The following is a 16,564-nucleotide window of genomic DNA, read 5'->3' as shown; positions in this document are numbered from 1 at the left end:
ATTAGAATAATAGATCGTTAATTTGAATAAACAATATTATCTTTTGATTGTTTTAGTTCCTATCTTTCTTTCAGTTAACACGTCATTGATTGAGAAAGGAAAGATTATGAAATTGTTTTATAAACCCGGTGCGTGCCCTCTTGCTTCACACATTATTTTGCATGAAGTGGGTGCTGCTTTTGAGATTGAAGAAGTTGATACGGATGCAGGCGTAACCAAATCTGGTAAAGACTATAAGGAAATCAACAACAAAGGCTATGTGCCAGCTCTGGAGTTGGAAACAGGTGAAGTTCTGACCGAAGGGGCATCTATTCTACAATATATTGCAGCACAGTATCCAGAGAAGGGGCTTGTTCCTGAAGTAGGGACAGTTGCCACTGCTCGGCTGCAGGAATATTTGAACTATACCAGTGCTGAGCTTCACAAAGCATTTGGTCCGTTGTTTTCTGGTTCCGCCACTGATGAAGAAAAACAGGCCGCGATTGTGAACGTCGGAACCAAGTTCGATTATCTGAACGATCTTTTTGGTGATGGTAGGACTTATCTTTTGGGCGATCAGTTCTCTGTTGCAGATGCTTATATGTTTGTTGTGAGTAACTGGTCCAACTTCGTCGGTGTTGAGCTTGCTAGATGGCCAAATGTTGCGGCTTTTGTGGCGCGTGTTGCTAAGCGATCATCATCACAAGCCGCGATGCGGGCAGAAGGGTTACTCGGGTGATGGTAAGAGAAAAAGACATTACCAACATTATTGGTGTGCTGGAGAGTTATTTCGAAGGGTTGTACCAGGCAGATAGTCAGATCTTGGCAAAGGCATTTCATCCTGATGCTCGTTATGTGAATGCAAAAGACGGGGATTACATGAATTACGCAATGTCTGATTATTTTGCGAAGGTTGATCAGCGCACGCCGCCAGCAAGCACAGGACAAATTCGCGCGGATGTTATTAATTCAATCGAATTTGGCGGTGATCGAATGGCTTTTGTGAAGGCAACGATGACCATGATGGGACGTGATTATCTGGATTTTTTGACGCTTGTTTACGACAATGGTCGTTGGCAGATCATGTCAAAAATCTTCTCGTACATCCCGAAGCATCAGCCTAAATCCAAGGAGGCTTAAATGCCGTATGTAAATATCAAAGTGACAAAAGAAGGCGGACCAGAAGGAACAGGTCCAAGCTCAGAACAAAAAGCAGAGTTGATCAAGGGGGTGACGGAGCTTTTGGAAAAAGTGCTTCACAAAAATCCTGCGACAACCTTTGTTGTTATTGATGAAGTTGCACTTGATGACTGGGGAATTGGGGGGCTTTCGGTGCCCGAATTTCGGAAGCTGAAACTATAAAGCCCGATATTTGTACACCTGCGATAGCATAGATCAGCATGTTGTCGCAGGTGGGGCTTTAGTGATTGATTTATAAACGAAATATGTTGATTGAAAGCTTGTGAAAATAAGATAATATCTATCAAACCATGAAACATGATTAGCAGAGTTACGCTGGATAAGAGAGTGTTTTGCTGATTTTTGTTTAATTCTTCTGCGTTCTGCAATTTCAATTGGGTTTTGGATATTCATGTCACATATTATTACCAGTGTTGGTGATTTAAAGAAAATTTACGGGGAACGGAGCCCACGGGCAGACAAAAAAGTTCTGTCTCGTTTGGACAAACACTGCCGGACATTTATTGCGAATTGTCCTTTTTTGACCATGGCAACGAACAGCCCGAAATCGGGGACTGATTGTTCTCCCAAAGGTGATGCACCGGGGTTTGTTAAGGTTTTGAGCGATACCCAACTGGCTATACCTGATCGTCCCGGCAACAATCGTATCGATAGTTTGCTCAACCTTATTGAAAATCCACAAGTCGGTCTTCTCTTTTTGATACCTGGTGTTAAAGAAACACTGCGGATTAATGGTGAGGTACAAATTTCTGTAGAACCCGAATTGTTACAAGAACTCTCCGTAGATGGAAAAGAGCCTCGCTGTGCTTTTGTCGTGACGGTTCAAGAGGCCTATATCCACTGTGCAAAGTCGATTATGCGCTCGGAAATCTGGAACCCTGAAAAGCAGATAGATCGTAAAAGCTTGCCATCTATGGGAAAAATTCTCGCGGATCATATTGCGGAAGGACTGGATGCAGATGCGTATGATGCATCTATGGAAGAACGATATCGGAAAAGCCTGTATTAGGGGAAGTGGGTATGGATAAAAAAACGGGTTCTTGCCTTTGCGGGGATGTGCAGTTTGAAATTACGGGCGAACTACGTGATTCCGTTGCTTGTCATTGTAATCAATGCCGTAAAACCAGTGGCCATTTTGTTTCTGCGACAGCAGTTTCCAAAGATGACTTCAAGATTACTGTCGATAAAGGCTTGAAGTGGTATCAATCTTCTCATCGGGCTCGGCGGGGATTTTGCGCTAATTGTGGTTCCAGCTTGTTTTGGGATCAAGACAGTCGCGATAAAATGGGCATCATGAGCGGAACGATTGATGGGGATACGGGTATCCAGACGTCCAGTCATATCTATGTTTCCAAAAAAGGGGACTACTACGATCTGGATGACGAGCTTCCGAAACACAGAACTTATCCAAAGAGCTGAAGCATACATGATCAATTGGTGGTAAGCTTTGTGATTATGGATTTTCTTAGTTGTATGCCATCCACGCTGCAACAACTAAAAGCATTGAGCCAAGAATAAAATTAAGAATATGTGCTTTTGTTTTATCTCGAAAAAGCCCGACTATTTGGTCACCTAATACGGTCCAGAAGAAAAATGCAATCATGTTATTGAGTGTAAAAACGGCACTGATCCAAGCGATAATGAAATAGAATTGAGGGTCAAGAGTGCTTGGTTGAAACTGGGAAAACATAAGAGAAATAATTATGTAAGCTTTTGGATTTAAAACAAGAAGTACAACGCCGTCAGTGAAGCTGGCGTGTTTTGCGGATTGATTACTTTTTGTGATGCCAGCACGGATTAAGCCCCAAGCAAGATAAACTACGTATAACACCCCGACATAGCGAATTATCAACATGAGGGTAGGGGAGTATGATGCTCCCACTCCAAACCCTATACCAAGCAGGTAAGTTACGATAAAAGTTGCAATATGATATCCTATGTTTGCTTTTAGGGTGCTTTTGAAGCCGAAGCGTGCACCATTTGCAGCAAAAAACATGTTACCTGGACCAGGACTATAGGCTAAGGGAAAGAGAAATATGATTAGGGGTATTGTCATGAGTGCCATGTTTTATCTCCTTACTTAGAGTGGCATCATGATAATTGTGGATACTTTTTTCTATCTGTTTCTTGCTTTGTAATTCAGGGAAGCTTTTGTCGAAGCTTTACAAGGTTGTTCTCGAGTTTTTTTGAGAGGGGTGCGAAATTACGTGGATATGCTTTGCTTTAAAATATCCAGCCGATAAAGATATATCGCAATCCTTTACCGATAAACACCAAGGGTAGAAAGAGGATAAACCGAACTCTGAGCACACCTGCGGCAAAAGTTAGGGGGTCACCGACCACAGGTACCCAAGCAAGTAACAATGATAATGTTCCGTATTTACGAAACCATTCTGATGCTTGATCCAGCTGCTTTGTTGAAAAGGGAAACCATTTGCGATCTGACCAGTGTAAGAGGTAAATGCCAAGCCACCAGTTCACAATGGCGCCAAGTGTGTTTCCTGTCGTGGCGATCAGCACCAGAAGCCAAGTTTGATATTCCCCTGAGTTTAAAGCTGCTGCCAGCATTATTTCGGAAGAAAAGGGAAGTATCGTTGCGGCTAAAAACGCACCTAGAAAAAGACTGAGAAGAGTGAACATGCTGAATATGTCTTGAACCCTTGAAACGACCTGTAAAAAAGGCTGCCTTTAGGCAGCCTTAATTTCTCATCATATCAAAAGAATGACCTCAGTCCTTTTTGGGACTTGGTATCGCGATGACGTTAAAGCCTGCATCGACGAAATGAACTTCACCAGTGACACCTGCTGAAAGATCGGAAGCAAGATAAAGACCTGCATTGCCAACTTCTTCCAACAGTACGTTGCGCTTAAGCGGTGAGTTATCCCGTGTAAAGCCGTAGGTGTATTTGGCATCTGCAATAGCAGAACCTGCGAGGGTGCGCATTGGTCCTGCTGAAATAGCATTGACGCGTGTTCCTGTCGGCCCGAGATCTGTTGCCAGATAGCGTACAGACGCTTCCAAGGCAGCCTTGGCAACACCCATTACATTGTAATTTGGTGTGACGCGTTCTGATCCCAGATACGTCAGGGTAATCAAGCTGCTGTTCTCGCTAAGGAATGGTGCTGCCTTTTGTGCAACAGCCGTAAAGGAGTAGCAGGATATAGACATGGTATTACGGAAATTTTCCCGCGTGGTATCTACATAGCGACCTTTTAGCTCTTCTTTGTCAGAGTAAGCGATTGCATGGACAACAAAGTCCAGACTTCCCCATTGTTCTTTGAGTGTCGCGAAGACATTTTCCAATGCGTCGCCATCTTCAACATCACAAGGAAGAACCAGATCTGATCCCAATGATTCAGCCAGAGGTTCAACACGCTTTTTAAAGGCGTCACCTTGATAGGTGAAAGCGAGTTCTGCCCCTTGGTTGTGTAACGCTTGAGCAATCCCCCAGGCGATGGAGTGGTTGTTCGCGACGCCCATGATTAAGCCGCGCTTCCCGTCCATCAATGCCGTTGTCATCGTCACGTTTCTACCTTTCGTCTAATACTGCTTTTCGAAGCTTTGTTATTTTCCCTGGATCCTGATTTCAGGACCCTGATTTTTATTATTAGGGATTATTCACTCAGGCGTTTGAAGATCACCGATGCGTTTGTTCCACCAAAGCCAAAGCTGTTGGACATAACGCAGTCGACTTCCTCGTTGTCTCTTCTTTCAAGGAGAATTGGCATACCTTGAGCTTCGGGATCGAGGTTTTCGATATTTGCTGATGCACACAAGAAGTTATTGTCCATCATAAGCAGCGAGTAAATGATTTCCTGAACACCGGTAGCACCCTGAGAGTGTCCGGTTAGGGACTTTGTTGACGAAATCCAAGGAATATCCTGTCCCTCGAAGGTTTCCTTGATTGCATTCAGCTCGGTACCGTCCCCAACTGGTGTAGACGTACCATGAGCGTTGATGTAATTGACCTTTGTATTTCCTGCTTCGGCAAGTGCAAGCTGCATGCACCGGACAGCACCTTCGCCAGATGGCGCAACCATATCTGCACCATCGGATGTTGCACCATAGCCAACGAGTTCACCATAAATTTTTGCGCCACGCGCTTTGGCGTGTTCGTATTCTTCTAGTACAACGACGCCTGCGCCGCCAGATATAACAAAACCATCACGGTCAGCATCATACGCACGGGATGCTTTGGTTGGGTCATCGTTGTATTTACTGGACAGAGCGCCCATGGCGTCAAAAAGAACGGTCAAAGTCCAGTGAAGCTCTTCACCCCCACCGGCAAAAACGATGTCCTGTTTGCCCATTTGAATAAGCTCTGCCCCATTACCAACGCAGTGAGCAGATGTGGAACAGGCTGAAGTAATGGAGTAGCTGTGACCTTTGATTTTAAAGGCAGTACCCATGTTAGCAGAGTTCGTGGAGCCCATACATCTTGGCACCATATAGGGACCAACACGTTTGGGGCTTTTTTCACGGGTGATATCTGCTGCTGCAACCTGATTGGATGTGGAAGAGCCGCCGGATCCCATCACCAGACCTGTTCTGATGTTTGAGACCAGATCATCACCAAGGCCAGCGTCTTCGATGGCTTCTTTCATGGCAACGTAGTTATAGGCAGAACCGTCGCCCATAAAACGGCGAAGTTTACGATCAACCAAAGAATCCAGATCAATGTTGATTGATCCGTGTATATGGCTGCGAAAGCCTAACTCAGCATAGGTTTCGCAATATTCAATACCTGAGCGACCTTCTTTCAAAGAATCGATTACTTCTTCTTTGTTGTTGCCAATGCTGGAAACAATTCCAAGTCCGGTGACGACTACGCGACGCATCTGTCGTATCCCTTCTTTACAAGCCAACCTATATGGATAAACGGCGGCAAAAATTAATGTACTGGTTTAAGAGTCAGATTGAAACAAACCAACTTTCATATCTTTAATCTCAAACGCAACATCATCATCAGCCATGATGATACCGTCAGAGACCCCCATAACCAGTCGGCGATTTATGACTCGCTTCATATCAACTTTATAGGTCACTTTTTTTACGGAAGGCGTGATCATGCTTTTCAGCTTAACTTCGCCAACACCGAGAGCACGGCCTCTGCCAAGTGCGCCTGTCCATCCAAGGAAGAAACCAGTCATTTGCCAGACGGCATCAAGACCAAGGCAGCCGGGCATAACCGGATCGCCTTCGAAATGGCAACCAAAAAACCAGAGATCTGGTTTGATGTCGTATTCTGCAATTATCTGGCCTTTGCCATGTTCGCCACCATCGTCGTTGATGGTTGTTATACGATCAAACATTAGCATTGGGGGTAAAGGTAACTGGGCATTTCCAGGACCAAAGAGTTCACCACGTCCACAAGATAGAATCTCTTCATAGGAGTAGCTGTTCTGGCGTTCGCTCAAAGGTTTATCCACCGTCTTTTTGTGTTGTTATCCGAACATCAGCTCTAATCGGCCGAATCCGGCGTGACTATAGCACAGGCACACCATGTCCTGGCAATGTTCTTCAAGTTGTAACAGCTCGTTTATTAAGGAATTTTATATCCCTTGTCACGAGAAGTAATCTATTGCCCTGACATGTGCGGTTTCTAAGGGAAAAGATCAATCAAAAATTGAAACAATTTGAAACATTTGGACTATATTCCCTAAATTTTTTTATTTTTCTTGGTTCCGAAATAAAAAAAGATCTGGGTAATTTGGGACAGATATTCAGAAAACAATTCTATTCAGGCGCAACCTTAAGTGTGGAAAACACGGCGCTATATGGATTTTTTCCTTTAATAGCGCAAAAACTGCCTTATATTGATAAGCATGGAAAAGATACGACCGTATACAGAACTGATCGATACTCTCAAAGGTGCAGGCCTGCGCCCGACGCGGCAACGACTGGCTTTGGCCAAGTTATTGTACTCTCGCGGGGATCGTCATATTTCTGCTGAACAACTTCATGTCGAGGCGATGGATGCCAAGGTGTCTGTTTCTCTGGCGACTGTCTATAACACGCTTCATCAGTTTCATGACGCAGGACTTTTAAGAGAAGTTTTGGTTGAAGCAGGTCGATCCTATTTTGATACCAACATCAGTGACCATCATCATATCTTCTACGAAGAAACCGGTGAGTTGATTGATATTGATAAAGAGACCGTCCAGTTCAAGAATTTGCCCAAGTTGCCAGAAGGTAAAGCTATTTCAAGGGTTGAGGTTGTTGTCCACGTGGTCGATCTTGATGAGAAGAACAAACCCGTTTAACAGGTAGCTCTTCCAGTTTTTGGGCTAAAAACTTCCCAACATTGAATTTTCTTTTCTAAGCTTACAGATATAGCGTTTCTGGTTATTGAAGTAGCTTTGTATACCCCGACTGAAATCCTTCTTTTCATGACCGCTGGTCTGTGTCAGTCGAAAATTTCCCCTTGGTATGAACCATACAGGGAGCTTCGTTGGAGCCATCCAGAAATGTCGTTGATTTCTACTTGGCACCAGTCGTCGACATTACAGGATTCCAATTCGCCAATGACACCTGCTTCGGCCTGGACAACGGGTCGACTATTGGCTTCGGGATCATCGTAGATCGTCCGGACGGTGCCCGTGATCATCATACTCCGTTGACCTTTGAGCATGGATTGATGCACCCAACCTGTTGTTCCCTGCCAATCACGGATTTGTCGCCAGGTATCAAATTCATCAATTATCTCGACGGGCAATCGACGGCGCTGGTATATCCATTGGATGGGATATCGGGATCCAGGTCCCGCGCGCATATTGACCTTGCTGGATCGAAAACTCACAAACCGGGGAAGGGGCAATCCACTCGGCCCGATCTTTCTTTGTATTTGATCTCCCGTGGGGGTACCGACTGTTTGTGCTTTGACATTAGGGGTGGTGATCAGAAAACAACCGATCATCCCTGCAAGGCAGAGTGCACTCAGGATACGTTTGTTCGAGAAAGTCTGTACAAGCCAGAGCGTCATTTTTTGTCCCCCGGAAAAGGCAGACGCAGCAAACTTTTTTCCATGCCGAATTTTCAATAAATATTCAAATAAGTTGCGAATTGTTTGAGAGATTACCTTCACAATTCTGTGCTGGCTAGAATTTATCGAAACAACTGTTTCTCTCTCTTGGCAAAGACCTTGTTCACAGCATAGACTAGGGAAGATAAAACAAGACCGTTAACTCTCAAATAATAACGGCTTGTCGTTAAGGACCAGCGACGGGGATCCCATAGGCACATGACACAGAAAAAACCCCTAGTAATTGTTACGCGGAGACTTCCGGACGCGATTGAGACCCGGATGATGGAGCTGTTTGATTGTCGTTTGAATCTTGACGATAAACCCTTCTCTCAAAAAGAATTGATTGCGGCTGTAAAAGAAGCCGACGTTCTGGTGCCGACAGTTACAGATCGGGTTGATGCAGGAGTTCTTGCTCAGGCTGGACCGAATCTGCGATTGATAGCTTCTTTTGGAACAGGTGTGGATCACATTGATCTCAAAACCTGTCGCCAACGGGGGATTACCGTCACAAATACGCCGGGTGTTTTGACCGAAGATACTGCGGATATGACAATGGCGCTTATCCTCGCTGTTTCTCGCCGTATTACCGAGGGTGTCAAGCTGATCAAGTCTGGTGAATGGAATGGGTGGAGCCCGACAGGGATGCTTGGACATCGCATGTGGGGTAAGCGCCTTGGTATCATAGGCATGGGACGCATCGGTCAGGCTGTTGCCCGTCGTGCAAAAGGCTTTGGTCTTTCCATTCATTATCATAACAGACGGAAAGTACATCCGGATATTGAAAACGAGCTGGAAGCAACGTACTGGGAAAGCTTGGATCAGATGCTTTCACGCATGGATGTTATTTCTGTGAATTGTCCCCATACGCCTGCGACATTCCATTTGTTATCCAGTCGGCGTCTTAAGCTGTTGAATGACCGTGCGATCATTGTGAACACCAGTCGCGGAGAGGTCATTGATGAAAATGCTTTGGCCCGTTTGATCAAATCAAGAGACATTGCGGGTGCCGGGTTGGATGTTTTTGAACAGGAACCAGCCGTTAATCCGAAACTACAGGCCAGTGAGAACGTCGTTCTGTTGCCGCATATGGGGTCGGCGACGATTGAAGGTCGTCATGATATGGGCGAAAAAGTCATAATCAACATCAAAACTTTTGTTGATGGGCATACACCGCCTGACCGCGTTGTTGAGGCCATGTTCTAAGAAAAAAGGAGCTTTTAAGCTCCTTTTTTGTACGGGTTTGATACGTAAAAAACCTAAATTTTAAAGGCTTGTACTTTTTGCATGACTGAATTGAATCGAATGTTGTTGCTCGATTCGTTTTCTTGGTTTAAGACTTGGTTAACTAATTTTTAGGCTCCGAGTTTGCTCAAAAATTCCTTTCGGGAAAAGCATTAGTAATCTTGCTTATTTGCAGGGGACTCCGAGTTCATAGTACAGTCGAAGTCTGGGTTAAATCGTTCGATCTCCAAATCAGACGCACCTAGAACAAAAGGCAGAGCTGAAAAATCAGCTCTGCCTTTGACTTTTTTATATCAAATTTTAGAAGCTGATTTATCCAGAGAGTATTGACTTACTGTGTTCTTTTAAGGGCTATCCACTCATCTACAGCAAGACCATACCGTTTTAATACAGGGCCAATCTGGCTGTGCTGGTTCAGCCTTTCCTGCCAAGTAATAAATTCATCTGGTAAGGTGAAATTTATAGTGCTTTCAATAAACATCTTTTGCGCCAGTAATAAGCTAGGTGCATACCCGCAATCAGCCAGAGTTATTTTTTCTCCTGCTATATAAGGGTTAAAATCGCCGAGCTGGATCAAAAGATCTAATTGCTGAGAAAGAGATGCTTTTGTCGTTTCAATGAACTCTACGTCCCTTAGTGACGGAGCCATGTGTTTGAAAAGGGACCTGATCAGCGGTTCTACCTTCAAGTCATGTAGCCGAGCCAACATGCGTACTCTGGCGCGATCCTCTATCTTTGTTGGTAGCAGTTTTGGTTGAGGGTATTTTTCTTCCAGATATTCGCAAATACTATCTGATTCACTCAGGACAAGACTGTCATCAACCAACGCAGGAACAGTGCCTGCTGGAACAATGGATTTGTATTCGGTGGATCCATAGCCTGATGGTGGCAAACGAACTTCGGCGGAAAGGTCTTTCAAGGTCAGTACAATTTCAACTTTTGCGCAAAAGTTACTGACGGGAACAGCATAAAAAATCATAGCGAATTTACTTTTTGGACTGTCCACAAGAATAAACGGGCCGTGAACAGCCCGTTATCCCTTTGGTATATGGAAATAATCTTATTCAGCCAATTTCCATTTCACAGCGAGCTTGTTGAAAAAACCTTGAGTCTTCTTAAGCTCGATCCAGTGGTTGAGATAGTTGATCCATACTTGATCATCCTGGGCAATTAACATTGCGAGTGGCGTTGGTGACCGCGCTTCTTTCACAGGAACAATGGCCATTTGTTCATACTTTTCAACGAGAGTTGCCGCTTCTACGTTGGACGTAATGTGCACCATCGCGCGACCGGACAGGACTTCCTGAAAATCGCGTGCCGGTGCTTCAACAGACTTTAGTTGAGCCAAGGGGAAGTATTCTTTAGCTTGTTGCTCTTGTACGGTTCCAAGAGTAGTTGCCACAGATACATCAGCTTTGTTGATATCATCCCAGGAATTGAATTTATCCAGATGCTTTTTCAGCGTTAATGGTACGGTTCCGACGTTGTAATAACTGTCTGTATATCCGGCAACAGCCATGCGTTTTGGATTTAGAGACGCGGATGTTGTCATGTCGTACTTATTGGCAACGACACCGTTGATCAGTGTTTTCCAGTCAGTTGGAACAAAGGTCAGTTTTACGCCCATGTCTTTGGCAAGCTCAGTGACTACGTCGATATCAAAGCCTTCGTAGTTCCCTGTTGTCGTGTTTTTGACCGTCATGGGATTCCAGTCCCCAGTGGTGCCAACTCTTAACTCTCCAGAGCTGAGAATTTTGTTCAGTCGTGATTCATCGGCGGCATGCGCAGATGTAAAAAGGCCAACAGTTAAAAGTGTAACTGTGGCGAGTAGTGTCTGAATTTTAAGCATGAGAATTCCGGTTTTACGGCTATTTCAAAGATGGGCTCAAATGCAAGTGTAGAGCAGTTGAATATTTTGCACCAGTTCAAAGGCAGGTGTGGGCTAGAGGTTTGCTTCAAAGTTTTGTGAACAGAGGAGCCGAGACAATCGCTTGTTCCTGATCAGGAAAGGTGGACAATTCGATCAGCAATGGCATCGGCATCTTCTTTCAGATGCGTGACCATTAGTGTTAGAAGGTCGTGGTTCTTGTGCAGATCTTTCACCAGTTTTAGCATATCTTTGCGCAAATCCTGATCAAGGGCACTGAAAGGTTCGTCGAGTAATAGGATAGGCCGCCGCCGAACTAAACATCTGGCAAGTGCTACCCGTTGCCGTTGACCGCCTGATAGCTCGGCAGGAAGGCGTTTTTCCAATCCTTTGAGACCGACGTCATTAAGAGCTTGTGTTATCTGGTCCTTGTCTTGATCTCTCAGGCGTAAGCCGGGATGAATACCCAAGCCAATATTTTCTTCGGCTGTTAAATGAGCGAAAAGATTATGTTCCTGAAATAGAGTTGTTATCGGCCGTTCGGATGGTGACAGGGTGTTCAGTTTTTTGCCTTCAAACGTGATGGTACCAGAAGCCGGATCTTCAAAGCCCGCGATTAAGCTGAGAAGAGTTGATTTTCCGACACCCGAAGGGCCAAGGATGGCGACGAGTTCATTGGGCTCTACCCTCAAGTCAAAATCCAATACCTCTTCACTGCCATGATGTTGATAGGACAGCTTTTCAATATTCAGCCCTTGGAATGCTTCTTGATCATCAAACACGGGATATAGCCTTCCTGTTGGGTTTTAATATCGAGCGGGAGAAGCCTTTCCCAGATATGGTGCGTTCTATTAAAATAAAGAGCAGCAGGCTTTGAAGGCAAAGAAACAGAGCTGTAATTGCGGCATCATCCAATCTGTAGCTACCCATCTTCTGAAACATTAGAAGTGGCAAGGTCGTAAAGTCCTGTGTCCCAAAAAGGGCTATAACGCTTAAATCACCGGTTGATAGCGCGACAGATAATCCTAAGGCCAGTCCCAGTGCTTTTCTATTCTGTGGCCAGTCAACAATACGAATACGGTTCAGCCCCTTGATGCCCAGGTTATCACATAGGTAATCGCTTTTCTGTGCCGAGGTTTCAAAGGCAGGAATAAGAATTCTCAGGATAAAGGGTAATGTCATCAAGGCGTTAACAATGACGACCAGAAAGGGTGCCAATACTGTCAGGCTGGCAGCGGTTCTGAAGGTAATAAACAATCCGGTTGCCAGGACAAAAGGTGGGAGAAGGAGAATAATACTTCCAGATAAATCAGTCATTGTCGCAAAGGGTGAGGCCAAGCGGTACCTGCCCAGACGATAGGGCGATTGTAGGCTTCGAAGCATTAATGCAATACCTATCGCAAGTATGAGTGCGATGCTGCCCGCGGTTAGTGAAATGAGCAGACTGTTGAACGATGCTGTCCATAATTTCTCATCTGTGATGACTGCGATCAAGCGAGGAGACAGGGCCTTCCAGATCGTTGCAAGCAAAGGCGGGACTACTAAAAGCACCATCACCAGAAGTGCTAAACTATCCGTTATTTTGGCACGGGTATGCTGCGCATCAAACCGCCGAATAGATCGCTCTTCTGTTTTTTGCAGCGCAATGTGACGGGCAAACTTGCTGCCAATCATCAGTAGGATAAAACAAAGACTCAACTGGGCAAGAGACAGAATGACAGCTTTAGGAATATCAAAATCAAAGCGGATCGCTTGATAGATGGCAACTTCCAATGTGTTTGTTGAAGGTCCCCCCCCAAGGGCAAGGACAACGGCAAAAGACGTAAAACAAAGCAGAAAAACGAGCCCACAAGACGCAGGAATAATGCGTCGCAGAAGGGGCCATTCTACAAGCCGGAAAACATCTGTGCCGGTCATGCCAAGTTGCGCCGTAGTTCGCCAGTATTCCGGTGGTAAAGATTCGAGACTTTGTAAGAAAATTCGCGAGAGAAGCGGGGCATTAAAGAAGACGTGGGCGATTAGAATTCCTGTAAGACCGTAGAGATAGTTTCCGGCACTGATGTCGAACAGGGAAAGAAACTGATTAAGCCACCCATTGCGACCATGTATGGCGACAACACCAAATACGCCAACAATTGTCGGAATAATAAGTGAGAGTGAGGCGAGTTGCAGGAAGATCTTTCGCCCGGGCAAGGTTGGGCGTCTGGAAAGGGCGCGGGCAACAGGAACGGCAACAAGTGTTGCTAGCAGTGTGCTCAAACCAGCTTGAAAGAAGGTAAAGCCGATCACCCGAAATAGATAGTTGTTCTGAAATATACGAGCGAGATCTATGTTCTTGATCTCAGAGACAAGACCGTTAAAGGCAAAACCCAATATCAAGGCGATGAAGCCGAGGCTTAACAAGCCAGGCCAAACATACATCAGCCACTTTTGCAAAGACCGTTGCATCATAAATAGCCTTGATATCGGGGTGTTAACACGACCAGTTTTTATTTGATTTACTGGTTGATGGAATTTAGCCAGTTATCAATCCAGATCTGTCGATTACTTTTTGCTTCTTCAGGGGCAAAGAGAAGTGATTTATCTGGGCGCGGTAGCTTGACAAATGTAGCGGGAAGGTCTTCGCCCAAGTCGATAACCGGATACATCCAGTTGCCAGTAGGAATTTCGCTCTGGAAGCCGGAGGTCGCAATGAAATTCAGAAACTTCTGTGCTAATTCTGGCTCTTTTGCGGTTTTCAGCTGAGCCGCAACTTCGACCTGCATGTAGTGACCTTCAGAGAAAATCGCGGCTTTGTACTGCTTCTTTTCTTCGGCAATGATGTGATAGGCAGGGGATGTTGTATAGCTCAACACCATATCTGCTTCGCCATCAAGGAAGAGGCCGTAAGCTTCGCTCCACCCTTTGGTCACAGTGACAATCTTGGGAGAAAGTTTCTCCCACGCGTCAGCTGATTTGTCACCGTATACATTTTGAATCCACATCATCAGACCTAGGCCCGGGGTTGAACTGCGCGGATCTTGAATGATGATTTTCAAATCTGGATTGTCGTTAATAAGACTATCAAGGCTTGAAGGCGGGTTGGTCAGCTTTTCACTGTCATAAACAAAGGCAAAATAACCGTAGTCAAAAGGAATGAACTGTTCGTCTTTCCAATCGATGGGCAGGTCAACGTTGGATAAATCTACATTGCTTTGCGCAAATAAGCCTGTGGCGGCGGCTTCAGCGGTCAAATTGGTATCAAGGCCCAATACAACATCTGCTGTACTGTCTTTTCCCTCGAGCTTCAGGCGGCTGAGAATACCGACCGAAGAATCAAGTGCGACAAACTTCAGGTCGCAGTCGCAGTTGGCTTCAAAAGCCTTTTCCACCTTTGGGCCTGCTCCCCAATCGGCAGCAAAGGAATCATAGGTATATACGGTCAGGATTTTCTTGTCTTGTGCTTGTGCGTTGAAGCTCAAGCCAAGGGCGAGTGTTGTTGCTGCCATGGCAGCCATTGTTGTGCGCAGGATCATGCGACGCTCCATAAATGAGTGGGGCGGGCAAGGACCTGAAAAATCTGGAAATAGCCATGTGTTCCTGATTAAAGAAAATCACCCCAATTAAGGCAGAGACTTTAAAATCACAAACAGCATCCAGTCTTCAATTCCCTCCGCCGGTATTAACCGGTTCAGGTTCCACGGGTCTATTCCAATATTGAAAATTCTCAGCCCATAAAGGGCACCCCGTTGAGACCGTTGTCGAGCTTAGACTGTTCGCTGGTTAGCAGCAAGTTAATCCCGTCGTTTTTAAGTAGGGCCTGTTCAGCTTTCAATTCAAACGTAGATATAGGCCTGATACCATTATTTCAGAACGGAAAAATGGGCAACAAATGAGTCTTGTCTGGTACGAAGGATATGTTGATATTAATCACAAATAGAGACGAAAAGAGCCCGGATTTCCGGGCTCTTTTTTTAGGCTGTTTTCGGGTGATCAACTTTTTTCTGCTGCAGGATTGTTTTGGGGAGCTGGTGAGAACTTCAACAACAGATAGCCAATAATTGCAGATAGGATCGATCCACTGAGGACACCAATTCGTACCTGACTGGCGATTTCCGGATCATCGAAGGCCAAGCCGCCAATAAACAAACTCATTGTAAAACCAATACCGGTTAAGAGTGACAAGGCATAGATCTGTACCCAATTGATGCCTTGGGGGAGACGACAAACTTTTGCTTTCACCGCTACCCAGGTAAAACCAAAGACGCCGATTTGTTTACCGATAAATAAACCACCCGCGATACCAAGGGTAAGAGGCGCTAGAACTGTTTCCATCGTAATGCCGACGAGTGATACACCTGCGTTGGCAAAGGCAAAGACAGGCAAGATCATATAGGCAACCCAGGGGTGGAGATTGTGTTCCAGATTTTTAAGCGGGCTGGCGCTGTCTTTCGTTTTTCCTTGCAAGGGAATGGCAAATCCAAGAGCAACACCTGCCAATGTGGCGTGGACACCTGACTTTAAGACGCAGACCCAAAGCACGATGCCAACCAGGATATAGGGCGTTTTTGCGGTGACGCCGGATCTGTTGAGGATCAGGAGACCAATCAAAGCCACCGCAGCCAGAGCCAATGAGATTAAGGAGAGTTCAGCTGTATAGAAGAGCGCGATGATGATGATCGCACCGAGATCATCAAAAATGGCAATGGCAGTCAAAAGGACTTTGAGTGCCAAGGGAACCCGGTTACCCAAAAGAGCCATGATACCAAGAGCGAAGGCAATATCTGTTGCGGTTGGAATAGCCCAACCGTTCATATTTGATCCTACTCCCCAGTTAATGCTGGTGAAAACTAATGCTGGAATGAGCATGCCACCAACAGCCGCGATTGCTGGTAAGACAATTTGATCAGCAGAGGACAATTGCCCCTCAAGGATTTCTCTTTTCAGTTCCAAACCGATCAGCAGGAAAAAGATTGCCATCATGCCATCATTAATCCAAAGCAAGATAGCTTTGGAAATAGCGAAATCGCCTAATGCGATGGTGAAGGGGACGTCCAGAGCACTTGAATAAAACGATGCCAATGGAGAATTTGATACAACCAGAGCCAGAAGGGCAGCGATCATAAGGATGATACCCCCGGATGATTCCAACTGTAGGAAGTTCTTGATCATTCTTGATGGCATTACAGGGATCTCCAGGTTGCCGATTACACATTTACCCGTGAAAGAAGTGGGAACTATTGCCTGATAAGTGTAATCGTTTTATGCTCAA

19 protein-coding genes and 1 riboswitch are annotated in these 16,564 nt (G+C 45.3%); of the genes, 7 read left to right on the top strand and 12 right to left on the bottom strand.

What is annotated here, in order from left to right; genetic code table 11:
- Positions 1-106: 106 nt before the first annotated feature.
- The 5 genes from gstA to BKB51_RS18145 all read left to right on the top strand — a co-directional run bounded on the left by gstA (position 107) and on the right by BKB51_RS18145 (position 2,598).
- Positions 107-718, top strand: a complete 612-nt coding sequence (gene gstA, locus BKB51_RS18170) for a glutathione transferase GstA (protein ID WP_085902539.1) — start codon at positions 107-109, stop codon at positions 716-718.
- Positions 718-1,119, top strand: coding sequence for a nuclear transport factor 2 family protein (locus BKB51_RS18165; protein WP_085902538.1), 402 nt, complete (start codon positions 718-720; stop codon positions 1,117-1,119). The genes gstA and BKB51_RS18165 overlap by 1 nt, the downstream gene beginning before the upstream one ends.
- Positions 1,120-1,341, top strand: a complete 222-nt coding sequence (locus BKB51_RS18160; protein ID WP_085902537.1) for a tautomerase family protein — start codon at positions 1,120-1,122, stop codon at positions 1,339-1,341. It abuts the gene before it with no gap.
- A 229-nt stretch (positions 1,342-1,570) separates the two neighbouring features.
- The gene (locus BKB51_RS18150) at positions 1,571-2,188 is read left to right on the top strand and encodes a pyridoxamine 5'-phosphate oxidase family protein (RefSeq protein WP_085902535.1); all 618 of its coding nucleotides are present in this window, start codon (positions 1,571-1,573) and stop codon (positions 2,186-2,188) included.
- 11 nt (positions 2,189-2,199) lie between these two features.
- Positions 2,200-2,598 carry a GFA family protein gene (locus tag BKB51_RS18145; RefSeq protein WP_085902534.1) on the top strand — a complete coding sequence of 133 codons (399 nt, stop codon included), beginning with the start codon at positions 2,200-2,202 and terminating at the stop codon, positions 2,596-2,598.
- A gap of 46 nt (positions 2,599-2,644) precedes the next feature.
- Here BKB51_RS18145 and BKB51_RS18140 read toward each other — a convergent pair whose 3' ends face one another.
- The 5 genes from BKB51_RS18140 to fabA form a co-directional block, all read right to left on the bottom strand.
- Positions 2,645-3,244, bottom strand: coding sequence for a LysE family translocator (locus BKB51_RS18140; protein WP_085902533.1), 600 nt, complete (start codon positions 3,242-3,244; stop codon positions 2,645-2,647).
- Positions 3,245-3,402: 158 nt separating this feature from the next.
- Entirely contained in the window at positions 3,403-3,819 is a 417-nt protein-coding gene (locus BKB51_RS18135; RefSeq protein WP_085902532.1) for a YqaA family protein, read from the bottom strand.
- A gap of 88 nt (positions 3,820-3,907) precedes the next feature.
- Positions 3,908-4,684, bottom strand: coding sequence for an enoyl-ACP reductase FabI (locus BKB51_RS18130; protein WP_179188258.1), 777 nt, complete (start codon positions 4,682-4,684; stop codon positions 3,908-3,910).
- 110 nt (positions 4,685-4,794) lie between these two features.
- On the bottom strand, positions 4,795-6,018 hold the full coding sequence (gene fabB, locus BKB51_RS18125) for a beta-ketoacyl-ACP synthase I (RefSeq protein WP_085902530.1): 1,224 nt from the start codon (positions 6,016-6,018) through the stop codon (positions 4,795-4,797).
- 66 nt (positions 6,019-6,084) lie between these two features.
- A complete protein-coding gene (gene fabA, locus BKB51_RS18120) occupies positions 6,085-6,597 on the bottom strand; it encodes a 3-hydroxyacyl-[acyl-carrier-protein] dehydratase FabA (protein ID WP_085902606.1) in 513 nt (170 codons plus the stop codon).
- Between the two features lie 408 nt (positions 6,598-7,005).
- On the opposite strand from fabA, the gene irrA reads away from it, so the two are divergent.
- On the top strand, positions 7,006-7,443 hold the full coding sequence (gene irrA / locus BKB51_RS18115; protein WP_085902529.1) for an iron response transcriptional regulator IrrA: 438 nt from the start codon (positions 7,006-7,008) through the stop codon (positions 7,441-7,443).
- A 143-nt stretch (positions 7,444-7,586) separates the two neighbouring features.
- On the opposite strand, the gene BKB51_RS18110 is transcribed toward irrA, so the two are convergent.
- On the bottom strand, positions 7,587-8,162 hold the full coding sequence (locus BKB51_RS18110) for an SH3 domain-containing protein (RefSeq protein ID WP_245813300.1): 576 nt from the start codon (positions 8,160-8,162) through the stop codon (positions 7,587-7,589).
- A 258-nt stretch (positions 8,163-8,420) separates the two neighbouring features.
- On the opposite strand from BKB51_RS18110, the gene BKB51_RS18105 reads away from it, so the two are divergent.
- Positions 8,421-9,407 carry a 2-hydroxyacid dehydrogenase gene (locus BKB51_RS18105; RefSeq protein ID WP_085902528.1) on the top strand — a complete coding sequence of 329 codons (987 nt, stop codon included), beginning with the start codon at positions 8,421-8,423 and terminating at the stop codon, positions 9,405-9,407.
- Between the two features lie 370 nt (positions 9,408-9,777).
- Here the strand turns inward: BKB51_RS18105 and BKB51_RS18100 are convergent, their stop codons facing one another.
- The 6 genes from BKB51_RS18100 to nhaA form a co-directional block, all read right to left on the bottom strand.
- Positions 9,778-10,425 carry a glutathione S-transferase family protein gene (locus BKB51_RS18100; RefSeq protein WP_125911875.1) on the bottom strand — a complete coding sequence of 216 codons (648 nt, stop codon included), beginning with the start codon at positions 10,423-10,425 and terminating at the stop codon, positions 9,778-9,780.
- Positions 10,426-10,506: 81 nt separating this feature from the next.
- Positions 10,507-11,295 (bottom strand): transporter substrate-binding domain-containing protein, encoded by a 789-nt coding sequence (locus BKB51_RS18095; protein ID WP_085902526.1) that lies wholly within the window; start codon positions 11,293-11,295, stop codon positions 10,507-10,509.
- A gap of 152 nt (positions 11,296-11,447) precedes the next feature.
- Positions 11,448-12,095 (bottom strand): thiamine ABC transporter ATP-binding protein, encoded by a 648-nt coding sequence (thiQ, locus tag BKB51_RS18090; RefSeq protein WP_085902525.1) that lies wholly within the window; start codon positions 12,093-12,095, stop codon positions 11,448-11,450.
- Positions 12,088-13,764: a thiamine/thiamine pyrophosphate ABC transporter permease gene (gene thiP, locus BKB51_RS18085; RefSeq protein ID WP_085902524.1), complete on the bottom strand. Its 1,677-nt coding sequence runs from the start codon at positions 13,762-13,764 to the stop codon at positions 12,088-12,090. Before thiP ends, thiQ begins: the two co-directional genes overlap by 8 nt.
- A gap of 47 nt (positions 13,765-13,811) precedes the next feature.
- Positions 13,812-14,828, bottom strand: a complete 1,017-nt coding sequence (gene thiB, locus BKB51_RS18080; protein WP_085902523.1) for a thiamine ABC transporter substrate binding subunit — start codon at positions 14,826-14,828, stop codon at positions 13,812-13,814.
- Positions 14,829-14,942: 114 nt separating this feature from the next.
- A riboswitch (TPP riboswitch) is annotated at positions 14,943-15,051 on the bottom strand.
- A gap of 234 nt (positions 15,052-15,285) precedes the next feature.
- A complete protein-coding gene (nhaA, locus tag BKB51_RS18075; RefSeq protein WP_085902522.1) occupies positions 15,286-16,476 on the bottom strand; it encodes a Na+/H+ antiporter NhaA in 1,191 nt (396 codons plus the stop codon).
- Positions 16,477-16,564 lie beyond the last annotated feature (88 nt).

Origin of the sequence: Kiloniella majae, from assembly GCF_002118315.1 — a bacterium.
Taxonomy (GTDB): Bacteria; Pseudomonadota; Alphaproteobacteria; order Kiloniellales; family Kiloniellaceae; genus Kiloniella; species Kiloniella majae.
This window is presented reverse-complemented; position numbering and strand designations above follow the sequence as displayed.

Coding starts and splice junctions, on each gene's coding strand:
- BKB51_RS18130 (WP_179188258.1), bottom strand. CDS start 4,684: ATGGACGGGAAGCGCGGCTTAATCATGGGCGTCGCGAACAACCACTCC.
- nhaA (WP_085902522.1), bottom strand. CDS start 16,476: ATGCCATCAAGAATGATCAAGAACTTCCTACAGTTGGAATCATCCGGG.
- BKB51_RS18095 (WP_085902526.1), bottom strand. CDS start 11,295: ATGCTTAAAATTCAGACACTACTCGCCACAGTTACACTTTTAACTGTT.
- BKB51_RS18165 (WP_085902538.1), top strand. CDS start 718: ATGGTAAGAGAAAAAGACATTACCAACATTATTGGTGTGCTGGAGAGT.
- irrA (WP_085902529.1), top strand. CDS start 7,006: ATGGAAAAGATACGACCGTATACAGAACTGATCGATACTCTCAAAGGT.
- thiP (WP_085902524.1), bottom strand. CDS start 13,764: ATGATGCAACGGTCTTTGCAAAAGTGGCTGATGTATGTTTGGCCTGGC.
- BKB51_RS18160 (WP_085902537.1), top strand. CDS start 1,120: ATGCCGTATGTAAATATCAAAGTGACAAAAGAAGGCGGACCAGAAGGA.
- BKB51_RS18140 (WP_085902533.1), bottom strand. CDS start 3,244: ATGGCACTCATGACAATACCCCTAATCATATTTCTCTTTCCCTTAGCC.
- thiB (WP_085902523.1), bottom strand. CDS start 14,828: ATGATCCTGCGCACAACAATGGCTGCCATGGCAGCAACAACACTCGCC.
- BKB51_RS18150 (WP_085902535.1), top strand. CDS start 1,571: ATGTCACATATTATTACCAGTGTTGGTGATTTAAAGAAAATTTACGGG.
- gstA (WP_085902539.1), top strand. CDS start 107: ATGAAATTGTTTTATAAACCCGGTGCGTGCCCTCTTGCTTCACACATT.
- BKB51_RS18100 (WP_125911875.1), bottom strand. CDS start 10,425: ATGATTTTTTATGCTGTTCCCGTCAGTAACTTTTGCGCAAAAGTTGAA.
- fabB (WP_085902530.1), bottom strand. CDS start 6,018: ATGCGTCGCGTAGTCGTCACCGGACTTGGAATTGTTTCCAGCATTGGC.
- BKB51_RS18105 (WP_085902528.1), top strand. CDS start 8,421: ATGACACAGAAAAAACCCCTAGTAATTGTTACGCGGAGACTTCCGGAC.
- BKB51_RS18145 (WP_085902534.1), top strand. CDS start 2,200: ATGGATAAAAAAACGGGTTCTTGCCTTTGCGGGGATGTGCAGTTTGAA.
- BKB51_RS18110 (WP_245813300.1), bottom strand. CDS start 8,162: ATGACGCTCTGGCTTGTACAGACTTTCTCGAACAAACGTATCCTGAGT.
- BKB51_RS18135 (WP_085902532.1), bottom strand. CDS start 3,819: ATGTTCACTCTTCTCAGTCTTTTTCTAGGTGCGTTTTTAGCCGCAACG.